This window comes from Kitasatospora sp. NPDC089797 (assembly GCF_040684795.1).
GTDB lineage: Bacteria > Actinomycetota > Actinomycetes > Streptomycetales > Streptomycetaceae > Kitasatospora.
In genome coordinates this window covers 82,835-99,974 of the sequence record NZ_JBFBGS010000007.1, presented here as the reverse complement: position 1 = coordinate 99,974, position 17,140 = coordinate 82,835, and the positions used below count along the sequence as shown (strand labels likewise).

Sequence of the window (17,140 nt, the reverse complement as noted above, 5' to 3'; positions counted from 1 at the left end):
CTTAGATCCGTCCGTGAGATCGTCTACCCGTGATCGAAACCTGGGTGATCAATGACGGCAGCCGTGCCTCTGTGTCGTCCGAGGTCGTGCTGGAGGGTCTTCGGTTGAGGATCGCCAGCGGGCAGCTTGAGACGTGGCTGATCAGTTCGTCTGGGCGGTCACTGGCCTTTGTGACGAACACCGAGCGCGCGATGGTGATGCTGCTGGAAGAGGAGGGTGATCCTGGCGGACATGCTGTGGACCCCGGATCCGATGGGTCGAGCGGCGGGTTCGTCCTGTCCAACGGACAGCATGACGAGTACCCGAACCAGGACACCGTGCCCATCGGTGACGCATTCAGAATCGTGGAGCACATCGTCGGCACGGGCTCGTGGCCAGCGGACGCGCGTTGGGTGGTCGATCGCTGACAGCGGCCTAATGCCTGGCCCAGATGAGGATGGCGGCGAGGTGGAGTGCGGCCTGGTAGGCGATGGCGAGTTTGTCCGTTCGCATGGCCAGGCCGCGCCACTGCTTGAGCCGGTTGATGCACCGCTCGACCGTGTTGCGCTGCTTGTACGCCTCGGCGTCGAAGGCGGGCGGGCGGCCGCCGGCACGGCCTCGCCGCAGACGGTGGCCGATCTGGTCGGAGGGCTGGGGGATGACAGCACGGATCCGGCGTCGGCGGAGGTGACTTCGGATCGCGCGGGATGAGTAGGCGCGGTCCGCCAGGACGGTGTCCGGCCTGGTCCTTGGTCGTCCGGGCCCGCCCCGTGGAACACGGATGGCAGCCATGACGGCCTCGAAGGCTGGGGCATCGCCTGCTTGACCTGCGGTGACGCGGAGGGCCAGTGGCCTTGCACTGCCGTCGCCGGCAAGGTGACCTTCGTACTCAGGCCGCCTCGGGACCATCCGAGTGCGTGATCGTCGGGCTTGGCCCGGCCTGGAGCCCCTTTTTCCTGACTTCGGAGGAATGCTGGTGGGCCCGGCAGACGGTGGAGTTCACCGACACGGTCCAGCCGACGTCGTCGTTGCCGTCCGCTGCTGACAGGACTGCAACAAGGATCCGTTCCCAGGTGCCGTCCACGGCCTATCTGATGAGCCGTTTGTGGGCGGTCTGGAACGGGCCGAGCTCGTCCGGCAGATCCCGCCAGGGCGAGCAGGTTCGGTACTTTAGCGCGATGGCTTCCAGGGTTCGGCGGTGGTCGGCCCATCTCCGCCCGCGAACCGGATCGGTCGGCATCAGCGGCTCGATCCGGTCCCACATCGCATCAGTGATCACTAACCGGACGGACGCATCTGATCAACTGACCAGCCGTTCAAAGAGACACGCTCTGATCCCGCGGCCTCCTTCTTGCTTCAGAGAAGTCCCCCGACGCCGTCCCTCCTCAGCACCAGATCCTCAACCTGCGGGTGCGGCGAGCATCGCAACCTTCCGGTCCCGACGTCCCGCTCGACATTCCGATCCCCTACGCGATGTGCTCGCGAATTATTTCTCCGACCTGCCGAGGAAGCCCGGGCGAGAACAATGAGTGCCCCATTCCCGCCATCGGCTGGAATCGGGAATGCGGGATCTCCTCGGCCAGGGCGCGGCCGTGCGGGAGCGGGCGCAGGGGGTCCTCGGTGCCGTGGATGACCAGTGTCGGGGCCTTGATCGAGGCCAGCGGGGCCAGACGGTCCTCGGTCATGTGACGTCCGGCCAGGTCGTGGTTGAGGGCCGCGGTGTGGTCGCCGGTCCGGTCGAAGGAGGCTTGCACGAAACGGTGAGCGGCCGGCTCGTCGAACGGCAGGACGTCGCCGTTGAGCACGCGCCACGTCTCCAGGTTCGCCGTGACGTACTCGTCGCGCGTCCCCTGCGGGAGGGTGGCGCGGTGTGCCAGGTGTGCCAGGAAGCGTGGTGTGGGTGGCGGCAGGTCGCTTGGGTCAGCTGCCTGACCGGCCATGGCGCGCGCCCAAGCCGGACCCGCGCTGTGCCCCATCGGGCCGGTCATGATCGCGGTCAGGGTCAGCACGCGTTCAGGGCGGTGCACGGCCAGCCACTGGCCGATCGCGCCGCCCAGAGACGCTCCCACGACGTGCGCGGCGGCTACCCGGTGACCGTCGAGCACCGCCGTCGCATCGAGGGCCAGGTCCGCCAGGGCGTAGGGGTGGGTGGCGAAGTCCACGCAACTGGAGCGACCGGTGTCCCGGTGGTCGTAACGGATGACCTGGAGACCACCGGCGACGAACGCATCCACCAACTCGTCCGGCCATCCGAGGCCCGGGGCGGAGGTACCCATCACCATCAGGACCGCCGGGTCGCCTGGGGAACCGAGGCGTTCGGTCCACAAGCGCAATTCACCGGATTCGACGATCAATTCAGTAGGCGCAGTCATGGCAGTCAACATAGCGAGCAATCAGGCAATTTTCCATCGCCTTGACCGATATGACTTTCCATCATTTTCTGGTAAAATACTGAATGGTTCACAGAGGTGCTGCAGGAATTGGCCAGCTGCATCAACTCGGACAGCCCCTGCTCGCCGAGACGAGTTCGGGCCCGGCATCGTGCAGTCGCCCGGAAGCTCCGGGTTCTGACGGATGCCGGTGCTGCGACCGTCGGCAGGACGGTCGCAGCACCGTGGTATCGGCGCTCCGCCTCGCGGATGCCGGGGCCCGTCGGTCAGACGGTGACGCGCAGCGTGACGTCGATGTTGCCGCGGATCGCCCGCGAGTACGGGCAGCGCCCGTGGGCGTCCCTGGCCAGCGACTCGGCGTCCGCCTGGGACAACCCCGGCAGCAGCACGGACAGTTCGACGTCGAGCAGGAAACCGGCCTCGTCCTGGGCCAGGCCCACCCGTGCGACGACCGTGTCGTCGGACAGCTTGACCTTGCGTTCGCGGGCGACCAGCCGCAGTGCGCTGTGGAAGCAGGCCGAGTAGCCCGCGCCGAACAGCTGCTCCGGGTTGGTCGCCGCGCCGGAGCCGCCGGCTTCCCTGGGGAGCGCGAGTGCGGTGTCCAGCAGGCCGTCGCTGGAGCGGACCCTGCCGTTGCGGCCGTCGCCGCTGGAGGTCACTTCGGTGGTGTAGAGGGTCTTCACGGTCACTGTCCTTCCTGGACGGAGTGGGCGAACCAGTCGAGGGTCCTGGCGAGCGCCTCGCGCATCGGGGTGGCGCGGACGCCGAACGTGCCGGTGTAGAGCGAGTCGTCCATGACGAACGGCTCGGTGTGCCAGTAGAAGAGTTCGCGGTACTCGGCCATGAACTCCTCGTCGTACGGGCCGAACGGCTCCGCCTCGCGCTGCACCGTGAGCTGCGTCGGCAAGCCGGTCAGGTCGCCGATGAGGTCGTGGATCTGCCGGGTCGTGTACGGGCCGTCGACGGGCAGGTGCCACAGCCGGCCGAGTGCGCGCTCGTCGGAGCCGAGCACGGCGAGCCCGGCGGCGAGGTCGGGCACGTAGGTGTAGCTCCTCGGCAGGTCGATGTCGCCCAGTCCGAGCCTGGTCGCGCCGGCCAGCGCGGCCGGGAACACCGCCGCACCCAGCGAGGACAGCAGGACGCGCGGGCCGAAGAAGTCGGCCGCCATGCCGAGCGCGACGCGGACATCCCCGCGCTCGTGCGCGGCCAGGTACCGCTCGGTGATCCCGGCGCGCGTCCTGCCCTTGGGGCCCGGCGCGGCGAGCGGCGTCCGCTCGGTCATCGGCACCCCGCCGGTGGGGCCGTACTGGTTGAGCGTCTCGACGGTGACCAGCTTCGCGCCGCTGCGGCCGACCACGTCGAGCAGCGCGTCCTGGATCACGGGCAGCACCTGCGGCTGCAGTTGGTACGGCACGTGCGTGCAGTTGTAGACGACGTCGGCGCCCTCGACGATCTCGGCGAGCTGGGCCCGGTCGGTCACGTCGGCGGCGACCCGCACCGAACCGGCGATCTGCTCACCGCCGCCGGACCGGTTCACCGTGCGCACCCGGTTGCCCCGGGCGACGAGCTGCTCGGCGAGGGTCAGGCCGACCGGTCCGGTGCCGAGGACGACGTGCAGTTCCTGGGTCATGACTTCTCCTCCAGTGATTGAGTGGTTAACCACTCACACTTTGGTTCGAAAAAAGGGCCGCATGACGCGGCCGTTCTCGCAGCGAAGACTCGATCGGTGACGGGGCTCAGTAGTGGCGCAGGCCCGCCGAGAGCGTGTTCGCCCACGGCGCGTCGACCTCGGTGGCGCCGATCGCCACCACCAGATGGCACAACGCCCCTCTGGCCATGAAGAGTTGGACCGCATCGGCGTCCGCACCGGAGACGCTGCGCACGTACTCGACGCTCCTGGCGTAGCTGCGCCGCACCACCTCGCGCACCGCCGGCTCGGAGGCCGCGGCCGCCTGGGCGTGCACCTGGACCAGAAGCAGGTCCTGGTCGGCGATGAGCCGGGCGTACTCGTCGCCCATCGCCATCAGCACCTCGTGCGGCTCACTGCCGCGCGCCTTGGCCGCGCCCCTGGCGAAGCTGTCCCGCACGAGGTCGAAGCAGTGCTCGACGACCGCGACGAACAACGCCTCCTTGTTGGGGAACAGGCGGTAGACATAGGCCTGCGAGATGCCCGCCCGCTTCGCCACCTCGGTGGTGTTGGTGCCGTAGTAGCCACGGGCCGCGAAGCTGCTGACCGCGGTGCTGAGCACCACTTCCCTGCGTTCCTCCGCGGTACTGAGCACTCGTTTCGTCGTCGCCATATGAGTAATAAACCACTCACACTTTTCCGCGTCAACCCCTCCCCGCTTCCCATCGGACCGAGCGACGGGGCGGGACCCCGGCGGTCCTCGACAGGTGGGCAGGTGGGAGGCAGGGGTCAGCGCTGCTCCCACTGCTCCTTCGTGATCTCGTACTGCACGCCACCGAGGTCGGCGCCCTCGACCATCAGCATGTCGTCCGGGGTGGGGAGGGGGTGGGAGAACGTCATGCCCACCTTCTCCATGACGTTGCGCGAACCGCGGTTCAGCACCATCGTCGCGGCCCAGACCATCCGCAGGCCGAGCTCGCCGAACCCCTTGCGCAGCAGGGCCCGTGAGACCTCGGTGGCGTAGCCCTTGCCCCAGGCCGCCCGCCGCAGCCGGTACCCGAGCTCGGCCTCGTCCTGCGGGCCGTCCTTCCCGGGGCGCAGACAGAACCAGCCGACGAACGCCCCGCCGTCCTGCTCGAACGCGGCGAACAACCCGAGCTCGCCGCTCCACCGCTCGTAACCGGCGATGATGCCCGGCAGATGACTCTCCCGGACGACCTCCGCAGGCGTCGCTTCCCCACCCGACAGGAACCGCATCACCGCCGGATCGCTGTCCAGCTCGATCAACAGGTCCGCGTCGTCGGCAGTGAACCGGCGCAGCGTCAGGCGCTCGGTCTCCAGATAGATGGTCACGCAGCGGATCATTCACGAACCGCCTGAGACCCTCAACACATTTACGGCACCGCCCACTTACGAGGACGCAGCCGGACAGGCACGGGCGCCGACAGCAGACGCCCCGGGGGACGGCCTGCCCGACGCCCGACGCCCCGGACTCTCCCCCGCCGCCCATCGCACACCGCGGCGGCAGGAGTCCGCCCGGGCGTCTGGTGACTCTCGGTCACCAGGCCGGGGCCCGGGCCCGACCGCCCGCCGGTGGTCAGCATGCGAACGGAGCCGATCGTATCTATGGTTGATGTGCCCTCTTCGCAGGGACCTTCACAGGCTGCGACGCGGCGGTGCCCGATGCCCAGCGCCCGGCACCCTGCTCCTTCCGGCCGTCTCACTCCCGCCACCCCAGTCACTCCAGGAGGCGCCGCCATGCGGTCCTCGAACGCACCTGACGTCCCCCACCCGGCCCGTTCTCACGACTGCCCGAGTACGACGGCGGTCCGGGGCCGCCTCGTGTGGTTCCGCGACGACCCGTTCCTGAGACCCAGTGCCGAAGCGCTGGAGTACGTGGAGGACGGCCTGCTGGTCTGCCAGGAGGGGAGGATCGTCGCCGCCGGCGACTACGGCCGCCTGGTCCGCGCCCTCCCCCCGGGCGTGACCGTCGAGTCCTACCGCGACAAGCTGATCCTGCCGGGGCTCGTCGGCTCCCACGCGCACTACGTCCAGATGCGGATCATCGCCTCCTACGGCGAGCAACTGCCCGAGTGGCTCCAGGACTACGTCTACCCGGAGGAGGTCCGCTTCACCGACCCCGCCTACGCCCGGTCGATCGCCGCCCTGTTCTGCGACGAGTTGCTCCGCAACGGGACGACGACGGCCATGGTCTACTGCGCCCCCTCGCCGCAGTCCGTCGACGCGCTCTTCGAGGAGAGCGTGGGGCGCGGCATGCGGCTGGTGGCCGGGAAGGTGATGATGGACCGCAACGCCCTGCCCGGGATGCTGGATTCCTCTCCCGAGCAGGCCTACGAGGACTGCGCGAAGCTGATCGACCGGTGGCACGGCGTCGGCCGCAGCGTCTACGCGGTCACGCCCCGCTTCGCCTTCACCTGTACCCCCGGGATGCTGAGTGCGGCCGGCGCGCTGTGGCGCGAACACCCCGGCACCCGCCTGCAGACCCACGTGTCGGAGAACACGCGGGAGATCGAGCTGGTGAAGGGCCTGTTCCCACGCCCGCCGTACAAGGACTACATCGACGTCTACGAGAAGCACGGGATGCTCGGCCCCGGCGCGGTCTTCGCCCACGCCGTCCACCTCGGCAAGCGGGAGTGGCGTCGGCTGCACGAGACCGGTAGCGGCGTGTCGCACTGCCCGTCCTCGAACCTGTTCCTGGGCTCCGGGCTCTTCCGCATGAAGAGGGCCGTCAAACCGGGGCGCCGGGTCCCCGTCGGCCTCGGCTCCGACGTCGCCGGAGGCACCAGCCTCTCCCTGCTCCAGACCGCGAGCGAGGCCTACAAGGTCGGAGCACTGCGCCGGTACCCGATGGACGGGGTCCAGCTGTTCTACCTCGCGACCACCGGCTCGGCGACGGCGATGCGCCTGGAGCACCTGATCGGATCGCTGGAGCCGGGCCACGAGGCCGACTTCATCGTGCTGGACCCCGCCGCGACCCCGACCCTGGACGCGCGCACCAGCGGCGACGACTCCATCGACGACCTGCTCTTCTCCCTCGCGGTCATGGGCGACGACCGTACCGTCCTGGCCACGTACGTCGCCGGACGCCTCGCCCACCACCGCGACACCTGCCCCGCACCCATGCCCGTTCGACTGAACGAGACGAGAGGACCGGAGAAATGACCTACGAAACCAGCCCGTTGCTGTGCGCCTCCTACGACAAGGACGCCAAGGAGAAGTGGAAGCCGGAGCCGGGGATCCCCGGGGCCGGGTCGAGCTTCGCGCCCGCCGTCGAGGCGTACAAGAGCCTGCTGTACTGCGTCCACCAGGACCTGACGGTCGACGGCTCCAGCACGCTGTGGTGGAGCCGGACCGGGGACACACCCATCGACTGGACCCCGGACGAGGCGGTCCTCGACGCCGACGGACGCGCGGTGCCCTGCGTCGACTCCCCCGCGCTGACCCATGCCAACGACTACCTGTACTGCGTCAACCACCGGAGCACAGCGAACAGCTACCTCTGGTGGTCGCGCTACAACACGGAGGGTGAGGAGACCGGCTGGCGCAACTGGCAGCCGGTGGAGGACAAGGAACACAGCATCGTCCGCTCGACGAACCCGGCCGCGCTCACCGTCTACGACGGGCTCGTGTACTGCGTGCACGACGACGAGAACGGCGAACTCAAGTGGATCACCTACGACACCCACGCCAGGGCCTGGGGAGAGGACAGCCCGATACCGGGAGGCATCCACTCCGACAAGGTCCTCGCGATCGAACGGTACAAGGGCCTGCTGTACTGCCTGCACGACGGCGAGGACGACTGCCTGTACTGGATCACCTACGACAGCAGCACGGGCGAGTGGAGCCAGGACCAGCTCGTGGTGGACTTCGTCGACCGACCGGTCCAGGGCGCCCGGGCGCTCGCGGTCTCCCGGGCCAACGACGCCCTCTACTGCGCCTACTACAAGGGCCCGGACGCCGGCCCCGGCACACTCCACTGGCTCAAGTACAACAGCGACTACGAGAACCCCTGGAGCACGGAACAGTCCATCCCCGTCGGCCGGGCGTACCCGGGGCTCGACTCCGCGCCCTACTTCGGCCTGATCCACCTGGTGTACCGGGGCTGAACGGACGGGCGCCGAGCCGCTGACAGCGATGCCGGAAAGAACGCGGTCAAGCCCCCCGCCACTGCTTCGGTGCCCGATGGACGGCGCCGGGGCGGACGGCGACCGCTCAACTGCCGTCGGCATCGCTGAGACTGGCGCTCCAGCCCTCGTAGGGCCCGCCGGACCGGGCGACCGTCTCCCGGGCGGTACGGGCTCCGAGCAGGCCGGCGCGGGCCGCGAACTCCGGGCACACCACCCGCAGCGCCCGGCGCCCGTGAAGTGCGACCAGGAGCCCGGCCGCCTCCGGCCCGACCGGACCGGAGGCGGGAACGGGATGCAGGCGGCGCAGCTCCCGCAGCAGCCGGTACCCGGCCAGGGTCCGCAGCGGAGCGCACAGCACGACGAGCGAGAGCACGGCCGTCACCGGCCCGATCCAGGGGAAGCCCTGCACCGTGGCGGCGACGGCCGTGCCGGCGGTGGCGAGGGACAACAGGCCTGCCGCAGCCGGCCGGCCCCGGCCGCATCGCAGACCACGACCGGCCAGTTCGGCGCGCACCGCCTCCTCGGCCCGCCGTACGCCCGGTCCGGCGGCGGCATCAGCGAGCGACAGGTCGCGGCCGAGCGCCGACCACACGGCCCGGTGCAGCAGGGTCGCGTCGCCGCCCGGACCGGCGTGCACCACCCGCCGCAGTTGGCCGGACGGGCCGACCGCGATGACTCCTGCGCGGTGGAGTTCCACGACGGCCACCATCAGCGCGGCCTTCGAGCCGCCCCGTACTCCCGCGACACCGACCGCGGTCAGGCCGTCCGCCCGCCCGCGGACCGGCAGCCACCGCAGCAGCCCCGCGCCGACCCGGCCACCAGGCACACGACACCGATCGGATCCACCGCACCCCCTCTTGACGGACAGTCGGCCCCCCGGCCACCTCAGGGAAGGATGACACGAGCGGACAGGCCGCGCGGAGCCCCCGGGGGGCCGGCTGTGCCCCGCGCCTCCGATCCCGCTGATCCCGCTGAACGTCGGCGACGGGCAGCGCAGGAGGACCAGAATGGTTGATCCCGGTATCGACTCGGAGAGGGCGTCATGAGCGGTGTTGTCCCGTTTGACCGGCAGGGTCGCTGGTCTGGTCGCCGGCGAGGAGCCGCGTCTCCGACGGAGCGGAAGCGGCATCCGCAGTTCCCGCCGCCGGACACGGTCCTGGCGGCGTCGGAGGAGGATGCGGTGCACGAGGGCGGACAGGACCCGGCGTCGGGAGGGTCCGGGGGCATCGGCGGCCCGAAGGCGCCGCCAACCGGCCCGGCCACCCCGCCATCGACCGCGTAGCGCACCTCAGGCCGTCCCGTACGGCGGGGAATCCCGCTCAGTGCCTGCGCGTGGGGGTCTCACGGCGCCAGGGCCGTAGCGGATGGTCGCGCCGTTCCCTGCGCCCTGACGGTTCACCTCCGGAGGATGCCGCCGACGATGCCGCCGATCGCGCCGCCCTCGCCGGCGGCGACCGCGCTGTCGCGGACGAGGTAGGGCTCGAGGGCGTGGGCGAGGCCGGAGACCGGCATGCTCTGCAGCGAGATCTGCCCGGGGCCGGTGAGGGCGACGAGGAAGATGCCGTCGCCGCCGAAGATCTTGTTGGCGATGCCGGGGACCCGGGTGATGGTGAACTGCACCGATGCGTCGAACATCCCGACGTGGCCGGGGTGGACCAGCATGGTCTGGCCGGGTGCCAGGGTGTACTGGGTGATCTCGCCGCCGAGTTCGACCCAGGCGCGGCCCTGGCCCTGCAGGCGCTGGAGGACGAACCCCTCACCGCCCCACAGGCCGCCGCGGAAGGACTGCTGGAGCGCGACGGTCGGGCTGACCCCGGGAGTGCCGCAGATCCAGCCGTGCCGATGCACGATGACGTCGCGCCCGGGCGCGATGTCCACCGGCACGATGTGGCCGGGGACCTTCGCCGCGAAGGCGACCAGGCCGGAGCCGCTCTGGGCCCGGTACTGGGTGAGGAAGAGCCCCCCGCCGCCGACGGCCCGCTTCAGCGTGTTCATCAGACCGCCCCGGCCGCCGCCGGTGTTGGTGGTCTGCGACATCTGGATGTTCGGGGACATCCAGGACAGCTCTCCATGGGGGGTGATGACCGCTTCCCCCTGGTCGAGCCGGATCTCCAGCACCGGCATCGCGCTTCCGTTGACCACGGCTTGCATCGTCGTTCCTCCCCTGGACCTGCCGCACCTCGGCCCCGCCCCCGGGCGGCAGGCTACCCTCCTCGTCCGGCTGCCAATCAGGGGGACGGGACCCGCGGCACCGTCGTCGGCTCCGCTGCGTCAGCCGCCGTTGTCGGGCCGGAGCGGGTGGCCGCGGCTCCGGCGGCCTGGGTGGGTATCTCGAGGGAGCATCCGGTGACGACGCAGCCGGCAGCAAGGCCGAGAGCACTCGCTGCCGCCGGAGCGCGAGCAGTGCAGCGGCCCGGCGCGCGACGGCGGCTCCGTTGTCCGGGACGGGCACCTGCGATCGGGCTTCCTCGATCAGCTTCCAGAACTGCTGGATGTCCATGGCCGCTGAGCATGCCAGCGGGCTCTGACAGGGCATTCCGGAGGCGAAGAGGTCGCAGCTGGTGGGTGCGGGCTGGTGAGGCGCGTCACCAAGTGGGTGGCCTCGTGTCAGCACTGTTGCGGGTCACTTCAGGGCAGCGTGCCCGCTGTTCAACCGTCGACTGGACGGAGCCATCCCCGCACCTGGGGGGATGGCTCCGGGAAGGAGACCACGGCACTCAAAGGGCCCACCAGCAATACAGCCGCAGCCCCGAGGCGTGAGCACGCCGAGCCAGTCCGGCCAGGGCCTCCAGGAGATCGAGCGTGACCTCGACACCGAGTCGGAGCTGCCTGATCTCGTCCGTCTTCGACCACGGCTCCGCGAACCGGACCAGGTCGTCCGGCGATGCCGTGGCAAGTGCCTCCGCCAGCGTGTCCGAAATGCTGACGACGAAGGACTCGCCTTCCGGCGAGGACAGTAGTTGCCCCGATCGCGAGCGCTCGCCGGCCTCCTCATAGCTGCAGCCGGTCATCACCCCTTCGAGTCGGGCGATCGCGACGACCGGGTCGATGTTCTTGAGCAGGACCACGTCCAGGCCGGCCTGTCCGGGTCCTCCAGGATTCTGGAGAACCGCGACGGCAGCCTGATCGTCAGCGGCGGAGAAGTAGTCGCACAGCGGCATGCCACCGATTCTCACACCCAGGTACAAGAGCCCCGCCACCCCCAAGGCGCTCGACCTCCAAGCCCGTTGGAGACGGACTTCCGAGACCCGGGAACCTGGCCGTGGTCGCGTTGGGAGGCCTTGTGGGAACTCGCCCGAGGTAGCCTACGGCCGTGAGTCCTGAGTACCGGCCGCTGGTTGACGTCGATCGTCCTTCGCACCGACCTGGAGCCTAGCGAGGCTGTTGTCATACTGGGCTCGGACAGCGACAGCGTGACCCTCCGCCTTACTGGCATCGCGCATGCCAGGGCCGACCTCAGCGACCCTGCCGGCGATGTCGTGGACGAGATCGCGGTGCGGGAACTTCCTCTGAACGGCCCGTGGCCGGTCGAGGCCCGCCACCTGTTGCACCATCACAACAACTGTTCGGTGCTGCAGTGGCTGACCATCACCGGTCCGAGCGAGGTGGAGATCGTCGCCGAGGCGCTCAGCGTCGAATAGCCATCAGTCCCGTCCGTCCAGTCCTTCACCAGGAGTTCGCGGCGGGTCCGGGTGCGGTAGCGGCCGCCGGCGCGGGTGGGGGCTCGGCATGGCGGACGAGGCGGTCGATCATTGCGGCCACGAGACCACGTCGAACGGATGCCCTAGTCTCAGCGGATGACGCTCTACTTCGACCCGGTGGCCGTCCTCGGCGACGACCGCAACGCCTTTCGCGGCCGTTGGGAAGACCGACTGTGGCTCAACGTCCCCGGGCCCTTCTACGGAGGGGAGACCGACACCTGCTGGACGGGGCGGCTCTCGGCACCCGCCCACGTCCTCTACGGGGGCGAGTACCTCAGTGAGTACGTCTACCGCCAGCCCAGAACGCGTGCGGACACGGCCCTGCTGGTCGAGGCCGCGGACAACGACCCGTTTCTCGGGTACGGCTGTGATGGCGACTCGCGATGGACACCGGAAACGGTCCGGGAGTGGTGGCGCAACCGCAGTGAGATCGTGCAGTACCTGTCCGATCAGCGGAGCAAGTGGGATGAGGGCGATGCCTGGGCAGACCAGGGCATAGCCGCTGCCACCCGCGACTTCGAGCACTACATCGCCGGCAGTCTGGCAACTGACCTGCGGATCTACCTCTACTGGCTGGAAGAGCGGACGTCCCCCACCCCCGATGACCGGTTGCCCCAGCTGTAGCGTCAAGCGGCGAGTCCGTGGGCCCGCCGGGACCAAGCCGTCGCCGCGTCGTACGGTGTGCCGGTCTTGAGGCAGCCGTGCAGGATGCCGACGAGTCGGTTGGCGAACTGGCATGAGGCGGCGTTGAATTGTCGGCCCCGCGCTCGCGGGGATTGCTCAAACACGCGGGGCGAACCCGACCGGGCGCTATTGCCGACCTGATCCCCGTGTTCCCGTCGGCTGATCAGCGCTATGCCCGGGGGCGGGCGCGCGCCGGGTGGCGTGGATGGAGCCGAGCAGGTTGAGGGACCGGGCACTGGGGCTGCCCGGTTCGGCGTGGTAGATGACGAGTTGCTGGCCGGGGGCGTCGCGGACCTCGGACCGGCCTGCAGCCTCAGCCGCCCGCGACGTCGGTGAGGACGATCGGATTGGTGAGCGCGGCGACGTGCCCGTCGGGACGGCGGACCTCGATGCGGACGAACGCCGAGTCCTTCGCCGTCGTGTCCCACCGCACCGTGCTCGCCCCGTCACCGGGGAGCATCGCCCGGTGGATCTTCCCCCGATCGGTGTGGAAGCTGACGGTCCCCGTCGGCACGCCCCGTACCGCCGCCCGCACGTCGACCTGGTCGCCGTGAGTCGAGAGCCGTTCGCCCACCCCGGCGACGCGACCAGCGGCACTCGCGGTGAACGACACGTCCACGTCCGCCGACTCGGCGATCCAGCTGCGGCCGGCCCGGACTGCGGCCAGGATCGCCTCGGTGCTCAGCTCCTCGGCGAAGACCACGGTGTGCGGGGTGCCGATCTGTCCCTCCAGGTGGGTGTCGCTGTTGCCCATCGCCGGCCGCCACGAGCCGGTCGTGATGTCGGCTGCGAGGCTCCGGCCCCACTCGGCCAGAGCGGCCTCGTTGTCGGCGTTCCAGGGCCGGTCCGAGGTCCACAGTCCGTTCCAGACCTCCACCGCGTCGAAGCCGGGGAAGGGGAACATGAAGTCGCCCGACGGGTAGGGCGCATGGGGGTGCGCGGCCACGCACAGGCCGCCTGCTCGATGGACCTGGTCCAGGAACCGGCCGATCCGCCCGTCCCTGACCTGGTGGTTCCAGTCGACGACCTCGCCGGGGTCGAGGCCGAGCGCGAGCCAGTGCCCGGTCCTCGTGGTCACTTCCTCGCCGAGGAGGATCAGGAAGTCATCGGTGGCCAGATGCCCCCATGCACCGGGTTCCGCAGCCGAGTTGTGCTCCGTCGTCGCGATGAAGTCGAGTCCGGCAGCGCGCGCCCGAACGGCCAGCTCCTCGGGGGTGAGTTCCCCGTCGGAGTGGACGGAGTGGACATGGCAGTCCCCTCGGTACCAGGCCGGCCCGCGTCCGGCCGCCCGCGCCGGCGGGAAGCTCGCATCCGACAATGTTTCCCCCAAGGTCCTGCCGGGCCAACGCGCAAGCAGCGCTACCGGTTCCGTCCCGCCGCTGAGCGCCGTTCCGGCCCGTTCCGCTCACCGCGGCAGCGGAAGGACAGCGCCCTCGCACGCTGCCGGTGCACCCACTGCGCCGGGGCTCGGGGCAACGGCACCGCCGTGCGCCGCGGGGGTCGTACGCGCGTCGGCCCACCGGCGTTCGCGCCTCCCGGCCCGCGCCCGGGACCGGCGACAATCCGGGCAACCGCCCTGTCGTGCGCGGACCGCCGAGCGGCGCGGGCCGCGGCCCCGGACGTGCGGAGCAGGTCCGCAGGAGGTACGCACCATGCCCCGTGACCCCGGCGCCGCCACGGCCCGCGTCCCCGCCGGCCCCCTACCGCACCGCCTGCCGCGCCGCCTGGTCGCCGGGCTGCTCCTGACGGGCGTCAGCTGGGCGCTGTACTGGACGGCCGTCACCGCGTGGACCGAGGTGTTCTTCTTCGGCCTCTGGTCCGGCTACGTCCTCATCGTGGACGGCCTGGTCCACCGGCGCACCGGCGACTCGCTCCTGGACCGCGGCCGGGCCGGCTTCGTGCTCGTCTTCGTCCTCTCCGTGCCCTTCTGGTGGGCGTTCGAGTGGTGCAACTGGCGCCTGCACAACTGGTCCTACGTCCACCCGGTCGCACAGGACCGGCTCAGCCACGTCCTGCTGTTCTCACTCTGCTTCAGCACCGTGCTGCCCGCCCTGTTCGAGACCGCCGAACTGCTGGGCTCCACCCGGCTCTTCCGCGGCTCCTGGCGCGGGCCCCGGCTGCCGCACACCACCGCGCTGTCCTGGGCGGTGACGGTGCTCGGCCTCCTCGCACTGGTGCTGATGCTGCTCTTCCCGCGCCAACTGTTCCCGCTGGTGTGGGTCTTCCCGGTGCTGGTGCTCGACCCGGTCAACTGCCGCGCTGGGCGGCCGAGTCTGTGGGGCGAGGTGGCCCGGGGCCGCTGGCGGCTGCTCTTCCTCCTCGCCCTGACCGGGCTGGGCTGCGGCCTCCTCTGGGAGTTCTGGAACGAGTGGACCGCCGGGGTGCACTGGCGGTACCACCTGCCCGCCTTTCTCTCCCACCCCCACCTCTTCCGGATGCCACTGCCCGGCTACCTCGGCTACGTGCCGTTCGCCGGTTCCGCGTACGCCTGCTACCAGAGCGCCCGCCACCTCCTCGCCCCGCGCGCCGCCGGCCCCGTCGACCTGCGGACGCCCGCCGGGCCGACCCGGTGACCGCCGCCGTCCCGGCCGAGGAACAGCCCCACCCCCACCCCACAGCCGCGGACGGGAGACCGCCATGCGCGCAGCGCGCTACCGACGCCTGGACATCGCCGAGCCCCTGGCGCAGCAGGGCTTCGAGCTGTGCCGCCGGGCCACCCGCCGGACCGGCGAGATCGAGTACGCGACCACCCTGCTGCTCCCGCTGCGGCTGCGCGTCGCGCTCTGGTCCCTGTACGGCGCGGCCCGCACCATCGACGACCTCGCCGAGGACGACAGCGACCGCACCGGCGCCGCCGAGCGCCTGGACGCCTGGAACCGGGAGTTCCAGCGGGACCTGCGCCGGGGCCGCAGCGACGACCCGGTCCGCGCCGCGCTCCTGCACACCGTACGCGGCTGGGACCTCCCGCCCGACTGGCTGCGCTCGGTGTTCGAGGGCCAGCTCGCCGACACCACCGGCCGCGAGTTCGCCACCTGGGATGACTGGTACGACTACGTCGCCATGGTCAACGCGCCGTTCGTGATCCAGACCGCCTCGATGCTCGTCCAGAACGCCGGCCTGTCCGTCAGCCTCCGCCAGGACGCCGGCACCCTCGACGTCTGGCAGAACCTCGCCCGGGCCGTCAACCTCACCGACGCCCTCGCCGACCTCGGCGAGGACGGCGCACGCCACCGGATCCGGCTCCCGGCCGAGGTCCTGGACCGTTTCGGGGTGCCGCCCCGGGACCTCCTGACCGGACGGAGCTCCGCCGCCCTCCAGGCGATGGTCCACCACCTCACCGGCACCGCACGCACCTGGTTCGACAACTCCCCCCAGCTCCCGCCCGTCCTGCACCCCGCGATCGGCACCGCCCTCACCTGCTACCTGGACCTCCACCGGCTGCTGCTGGACACCGTCGACGAGCGGGCCGCCGCCCTCCCCCGCCACCGGTTGACCATCAGCCGCCGCCGCTCCCGCCGCCTGCTGCTCACCGCCCGCGCCACCACCGCGCTCGCCTGGGCGCTCTTCCCCTCCCCGCTCGGCGACCTCTCCCTGCCCCCTCCGGCCCCGGCCGCCCCGGCCTCCCTGCCCGCCACGCCCGCCACGCTCCCCGACGACCCGCCCACGGGCGGCCCGCCCCGGCACGTCGCCGTCATCATGGACGGCAACGGCCGCTGGGCCGCCGCCCGGGGCCTGCAACGCGACCACGGACACCGGGCGGGCATGAAGGCCCTGAACGACGTCGTCGACGCAGCGCACGAGCTCGGGGTCCGCTACCTGACCGTCTACGCGTTCTCCACCGAGAACTGGAGGCGCCCCGCCGCCGAGGTCAACACCCTGCTGCACGCCCTCCCCCGGGAACTGCTCCGGGACAGCGCCGCGACCTGGCACCAGCGCGGCGTGCGGGTCCGCTGGGCGGGGCAGCGCGCGGGCCTGCCGCTGGACCTGGTCAGCGTCCTGACCTCGATGACCGAACGCACCCGCCACAACAGCGCACTCACCCTCACCCTGTGCCTCAACTACGGTGGCCGGGCCGAACTCACCGCCGCCGCGGGCCGCCTCGCCACCGAGGCCGCCGCCGGACGCCTGGACCCCCGCACCCTCTCCGAGGCCGACCTCGCCGCCCACCTCCACCTGGCCGACCTGCCCGACGTCGACCTCCTGCTGCGCACCGGCGGCGAGCACCGCCTGTCCAACTTCCTTCCCTGGCAGTCCGTCTACGCGGAACTGATGTTCCTCGACACACCCTGGCCCGAGTTCGACCGCCGGGCCCTGCGCGACGCCGTCGAGGCCTACGCCCGGCGCAGCCGCCGCTACGGCGCCGTCCCCCGGCCCGACCCCGCACCGTGACGGCGGCCGGGGGCGGGTACGTCGCCTTCGCGCACGATTCCCCCGGGCCGTTCAGCGCACCGACCTGCGCCACACCGAACCGCGCCACACCGCACCGCGCCACACCGCACCGCGCCACACCGCACCGCGCCACACCGCACCGCGCCGCACCGCACCGCGCCGCACCGGACGCATCACCGGCTAAGTCAGATGACTGATGCCCTGCGGTCGCCCTCGCTGACA

General features: G+C 71.0%; 16 protein-coding genes and 1 pseudogene. 7 read left to right on the top strand and 10 right to left on the bottom strand.

The genetic code is table 11. The features are described 5' to 3' along the window. Positions 1-29 precede the first annotated feature (29 nt). Positions 30-407: a hypothetical protein gene (locus AB0O91_RS07675; RefSeq protein WP_363428992.1), complete on the top strand. Its 378-nt coding sequence runs from the start codon at positions 30-32 to the stop codon at positions 405-407. A gap of 7 nt (positions 408-414) precedes the next feature. Here AB0O91_RS07675 and AB0O91_RS07670 read toward each other — a convergent pair. The 6 genes and pseudogenes from AB0O91_RS07670 to AB0O91_RS07645 form a co-directional block, all read right to left on the bottom strand. Continuing rightward, a pseudogene (locus tag AB0O91_RS07670) lies at positions 415-1,243 on the bottom strand (IS5 family transposase). A 202-nt stretch (positions 1,244-1,445) separates the two neighbouring features. Next, a complete protein-coding gene (locus AB0O91_RS07665) occupies positions 1,446-2,351 on the bottom strand; it encodes an alpha/beta fold hydrolase (RefSeq protein WP_363428990.1) in 906 nt (301 codons plus the stop codon). A 284-nt stretch (positions 2,352-2,635) separates the two neighbouring features. Beyond that, positions 2,636-3,058 carry an organic hydroperoxide resistance protein gene (locus AB0O91_RS07660; RefSeq protein WP_363428988.1) on the bottom strand — a complete coding sequence of 141 codons (423 nt, stop codon included), beginning with the start codon at positions 3,056-3,058 and terminating at the stop codon, positions 2,636-2,638. Then, positions 3,055-3,999 carry an NAD-dependent epimerase/dehydratase family protein gene (locus AB0O91_RS07655; RefSeq protein ID WP_363428986.1) on the bottom strand — a complete coding sequence of 315 codons (945 nt, stop codon included), beginning with the start codon at positions 3,997-3,999 and terminating at the stop codon, positions 3,055-3,057. Before AB0O91_RS07655 ends, AB0O91_RS07660 begins: the two co-directional genes overlap by 4 nt. Positions 4,000-4,105: 106 nt before the next feature. Beyond that, a complete protein-coding gene (locus AB0O91_RS07650; protein WP_363428984.1) occupies positions 4,106-4,621 on the bottom strand; it encodes a TetR/AcrR family transcriptional regulator in 516 nt (171 codons plus the stop codon). Positions 4,622-4,785: 164 nt separating this feature from the next. Further along, positions 4,786-5,349 (bottom strand): GNAT family N-acetyltransferase, encoded by a 564-nt coding sequence (locus AB0O91_RS07645; RefSeq protein ID WP_363428982.1) that lies wholly within the window; start codon positions 5,347-5,349, stop codon positions 4,786-4,788. A 405-nt stretch (positions 5,350-5,754) separates the two neighbouring features. Here AB0O91_RS07645 and guaD point away from each other — a divergent pair, with 405 nt between their 5' ends. Continuing rightward, positions 5,755-7,179 carry a guanine deaminase gene (gene guaD / locus AB0O91_RS07640; protein ID WP_363428980.1) on the top strand — a complete coding sequence of 475 codons (1,425 nt, stop codon included), beginning with the start codon at positions 5,755-5,757 and terminating at the stop codon, positions 7,177-7,179. Further along, a complete protein-coding gene (locus AB0O91_RS07635; RefSeq protein ID WP_363428978.1) occupies positions 7,176-8,123 on the top strand; it encodes a hypothetical protein in 948 nt (315 codons plus the stop codon). The genes guaD and AB0O91_RS07635 overlap by 4 nt, the downstream gene beginning before the upstream one ends. A 106-nt stretch (positions 8,124-8,229) precedes the next feature. Here AB0O91_RS07635 and AB0O91_RS07630 read toward each other — a convergent pair whose 3' ends face one another. The 3 genes from AB0O91_RS07630 to AB0O91_RS07620 form a co-directional block, all read right to left on the bottom strand. Then, the gene (locus tag AB0O91_RS07630; RefSeq protein WP_363428976.1) at positions 8,230-8,970 is read right to left on the bottom strand and encodes a TIGR04222 domain-containing membrane protein; all 741 of its coding nucleotides are present in this window, start codon (positions 8,968-8,970) and stop codon (positions 8,230-8,232) included. Positions 8,971-9,539: 569 nt separating this feature from the next. After that, positions 9,540-10,286: an AIM24 family protein gene (locus AB0O91_RS07625; RefSeq protein WP_363428974.1), complete on the bottom strand. Its 747-nt coding sequence runs from the start codon at positions 10,284-10,286 to the stop codon at positions 9,540-9,542. A 575-nt stretch (positions 10,287-10,861) separates the two neighbouring features. Further along, positions 10,862-11,305 (bottom strand): hypothetical protein, encoded by a 444-nt coding sequence (locus AB0O91_RS07620; protein ID WP_363428972.1) that lies wholly within the window; start codon positions 11,303-11,305, stop codon positions 10,862-10,864. Positions 11,306-11,482: 177 nt separating this feature from the next. On the opposite strand from AB0O91_RS07620, the gene AB0O91_RS07615 reads away from it, so the two are divergent. Further along, positions 11,483-11,785, top strand: a complete 303-nt coding sequence (locus AB0O91_RS07615; protein ID WP_363428970.1) for a hypothetical protein — start codon at positions 11,483-11,485, stop codon at positions 11,783-11,785. Between the two features lie 156 nt (positions 11,786-11,941). Beyond that, on the top strand, positions 11,942-12,469 hold the full coding sequence (locus AB0O91_RS07610; protein ID WP_363428968.1) for a ferredoxin: 528 nt from the start codon (positions 11,942-11,944) through the stop codon (positions 12,467-12,469). A gap of 373 nt (positions 12,470-12,842) precedes the next feature. Here AB0O91_RS07610 and AB0O91_RS07605 read toward each other — a convergent pair whose 3' ends face one another. Then, on the bottom strand, positions 12,843-13,847 hold the full coding sequence (locus AB0O91_RS07605) for a CehA/McbA family metallohydrolase (RefSeq protein ID WP_363428966.1): 1,005 nt from the start codon (positions 13,845-13,847) through the stop codon (positions 12,843-12,845). A 334-nt stretch (positions 13,848-14,181) separates the two neighbouring features. Between AB0O91_RS07605 and AB0O91_RS07600 the strand changes: the two genes are divergently transcribed. Continuing rightward, the gene (locus AB0O91_RS07600; protein WP_363428964.1) at positions 14,182-15,102 is read left to right on the top strand and encodes a hypothetical protein; all 921 of its coding nucleotides are present in this window, start codon (positions 14,182-14,184) and stop codon (positions 15,100-15,102) included. A gap of 64 nt (positions 15,103-15,166) precedes the next feature. Next, positions 15,167-16,918, top strand: a complete 1,752-nt coding sequence (uppS, locus tag AB0O91_RS07595) for a polyprenyl diphosphate synthase (RefSeq protein ID WP_363428962.1) — start codon at positions 15,167-15,169, stop codon at positions 16,916-16,918. The last annotated feature ends 222 nt before the right edge of the window (positions 16,919-17,140 follow it).

What these genes read in the sequence shown, in the direction of transcription:
- AB0O91_RS07665 (WP_363428990.1), bottom strand. Translation starts at nt 2,351, where the DNA reads ATGACTGCGCCTACTGAATTGATCGTCGAATCCGGTGAATTGCGCTTG.
- AB0O91_RS07655 (WP_363428986.1), bottom strand. Translation starts at nt 3,999, where the DNA reads ATGACCCAGGAACTGCACGTCGTCCTCGGCACCGGACCGGTCGGCCTG.
- guaD (WP_363428980.1), top strand. Translation starts at nt 5,755, where the DNA reads ATGCGGTCCTCGAACGCACCTGACGTCCCCCACCCGGCCCGTTCTCAC.
- AB0O91_RS07635 (WP_363428978.1), top strand. Translation starts at nt 7,176, where the DNA reads ATGACCTACGAAACCAGCCCGTTGCTGTGCGCCTCCTACGACAAGGAC.
- AB0O91_RS07620 (WP_363428972.1), bottom strand. Translation starts at nt 11,305, where the DNA reads ATGCCGCTGTGCGACTACTTCTCCGCCGCTGACGATCAGGCTGCCGTC.
- AB0O91_RS07610 (WP_363428968.1), top strand. Translation starts at nt 11,942, where the DNA reads ATGACGCTCTACTTCGACCCGGTGGCCGTCCTCGGCGACGACCGCAAC.
- AB0O91_RS07600 (WP_363428964.1), top strand. Translation starts at nt 14,182, where the DNA reads ATGCCCCGTGACCCCGGCGCCGCCACGGCCCGCGTCCCCGCCGGCCCC.
- uppS (WP_363428962.1), top strand. Translation starts at nt 15,167, where the DNA reads ATGCGCGCAGCGCGCTACCGACGCCTGGACATCGCCGAGCCCCTGGCG.